The sequence below is a fragment of the Rhodosalinus halophilus genome (assembly GCF_003298775.1).
Classification (GTDB): Bacteria; Pseudomonadota; Alphaproteobacteria; order Rhodobacterales; family Rhodobacteraceae; genus Rhodosalinus; species Rhodosalinus halophilus.
The window spans coordinates 1-1,982 of record NZ_QNTQ01000029.1 but is presented as its reverse complement, the minus strand read 5'-3'; the positions used below and the strand labels follow the sequence as shown (position 1 = coordinate 1,982).

The following is a 1,982-nucleotide window of genomic DNA, read 5'->3' as shown; positions in this document are numbered from 1 at the left end:
CGTGGCGCCGGCCCGGAACGCACCGGCCGCGGTGGCCGAGACCGCCGTGCGCGGCGAAGCCGCCGCGCCGCAGGAGCCCGCGACCCGCGCCGAAGCCGCAGACGTCGATAGGCGGCAAGACCCTGCGAGCACGCAGCGCCGCGTGACCGGCGTCGAGCCGGTTGCGGTGCGGCAGGCCGATGCCTCGACCGTGCGCCCGCCCGCACGGCCGGACCGCCTCGCCCGGCCGGAGCCCGCGCGGGACCGGCCCCGACAGAAAGAGCCGACCCGGTCGGCGGCCGCCGCTGCGGCGGGCAATGCCGAGCGCAGCGCGCGGCGGGGGGACGCGCAGGGCACGCGCGAGGCCGAAGCCACCCGCGCGGCCACGACCGCGGCCCGCCCCTCGGCCGAGAGCGGGCGCGCGGCGGCCAACTACGGCGGGCGCGTGCTGCGCCAGATCGCCAGCACCCGCAAGGAGCGCGTCCGCAGCCGCGGAGTGGCGGTCGTGGGCTTCCGCATCGGCGACGGGGGACAGCTCGTCTCGGCCCGCGTCCTGCGCAGCTCGGGCGCGCGCGAGCTGGACCGCGCGGCCCTCGACCACATCCGCCGGGCCGCGCCCTTTCCGCCCCCGCCGGCCGGCGCGGCGCGCAGCTTTTCGTTCGAATTCGCAGGGAGATGACGCCATGACACAGCGATACGCAGAGGCTATGACCGACCACCGCGACCCGGCCTCCCGGCCCCCCTTGACCAGCGGCGGGACCGCGCCGCGCCACGAGGCGCAGGCGCTCACCAAGGGCGGCTGCGTGGCGGAAATCGAGCTCGACGGGAAGGTCTACACGCTGCGCATCACCCGCGCGGGCAAGCTGATCCTGACGAAGTGAGCCCCGCACCCCGGCGCCTGCGGTCTATCGCACGTCGCGTCCCTGATTGAGCACGATGACGTTGCCGCTCGAGATGTCGCCGGCGGGCGAGATCAGGAAGCCGACCCAGGCCGCGACCTCCTCGGGCCGCATCGCGCGGCCGTGGGGCATCTGCGCGATGGCGGCGTCCAGCACCTCCTGCGAGACCACGCCGAAGAGCGGTGTCTCGGTCATCGCGGGGGCGATGGAGTTGGCGCAGATCTTCTCCCGCGCGTAGCGGCGGGCGAGATCCTTGGTGAGCGTATCCATCGCGGCCTTCGAGGCGCGGTAGTGCGGCGGGTCGAAGACGTCGAAGTTGTAGGCCCCGTTGGACGAGATGTTGACGATCTTCTTCACGCCCTCGCGCGTCAGCATCCGCTTCACCGCCTCCTGGCAGCAATGGAAGGCCGAGGTGAAGTTGATCGCCATCTGGCGCTCGAACTCGTCCGCGGGGATCTCGGGGAAGTCGGACATCAGGCAGGTGCCGGCGTTGTTCACCAGCGCGTCCACGCCGCCCAGCTGCGCGTCGATCTGCGCGAAGGCCTCCGCGATGGCCGTGGCGTCGGTGAGATCCGCGGTGACCGGCACGACCGGCTGACCGTGTTTCCCGGCGAGCGCCGACAGCCCTGTCGCGTCGATGTCGAGCGCGGCCACCCGCAGCCCGTCGGCCACCAGTTGCGCCACGATGGCCTGTCCCATGCCGCCCGCCGCGCCGGTGACGACCGCGATCCGTTCCTGCATCCCGTCTCTCCCCTTGATGGTCTCGCCGGGGTAGCCGAGCCCCGCCGGCCCGGCAAGCCAACGCTCGCCATCGGCCGCGATCCGTGCGATGCAGCCGCCGGAAGCTGAGGACGGGAGGCACCATGCGCGCACGGCTCGAGACCCTGCAGGCGGCCATGGCGGCGGCGGAAACCGATCTGGTGGCCCTGGGGCCAGGGCCGCACATGCGCTGGGCGCTGGGATTCCACCCGATGCCCGACGAGCGGCCCTGCCTTCTGCTGCTCACGCCGGCGCGCGCGGCGGTTCTGATGCCCGCGCTCAACGCGGCGGAGGCGCGTCAGCACACCGATCTGCCGATGACGGAATGGACGGACAGCGAGGGGC

4 protein-coding genes are annotated in these 1,982 nt (G+C 73.7%); 3 read left to right on the top strand and 1 reads right to left on the bottom strand.

Going from position 1 to position 1,982, the window contains the following annotated elements; translation table 11 throughout:
* Both DRV85_RS18175 and hemP read left to right on the top strand, forming a co-directional pair.
* Positions 1-658 (top strand): energy transducer TonB (locus DRV85_RS18175; RefSeq protein ID WP_158540193.1); only part of this gene is annotated, 658 nt, incomplete at its 5' end.
* Positions 659-662: 4 nt separating this feature from the next.
* Positions 663-860, top strand: coding sequence for a hemin uptake protein HemP (gene hemP, locus DRV85_RS18170; RefSeq protein WP_233495582.1), 198 nt, complete (start codon positions 663-665; stop codon positions 858-860).
* Between the two features lie 24 nt (positions 861-884).
* Here hemP and DRV85_RS18165 read toward each other — a convergent pair whose 3' ends face one another.
* Positions 885-1,619 (bottom strand): SDR family NAD(P)-dependent oxidoreductase, encoded by a 735-nt coding sequence (locus DRV85_RS18165; protein WP_113290892.1) that lies wholly within the window; start codon positions 1,617-1,619, stop codon positions 885-887.
* 122 nt (positions 1,620-1,741) lie between these two features.
* Between DRV85_RS18165 and DRV85_RS18160 the strand changes: the two genes are divergently transcribed.
* A partial coding sequence (locus DRV85_RS18160; protein ID WP_199526081.1) for an aminopeptidase P family N-terminal domain-containing protein occupies positions 1,742-1,982 on the top strand: 241 nt, incomplete at its 3' end.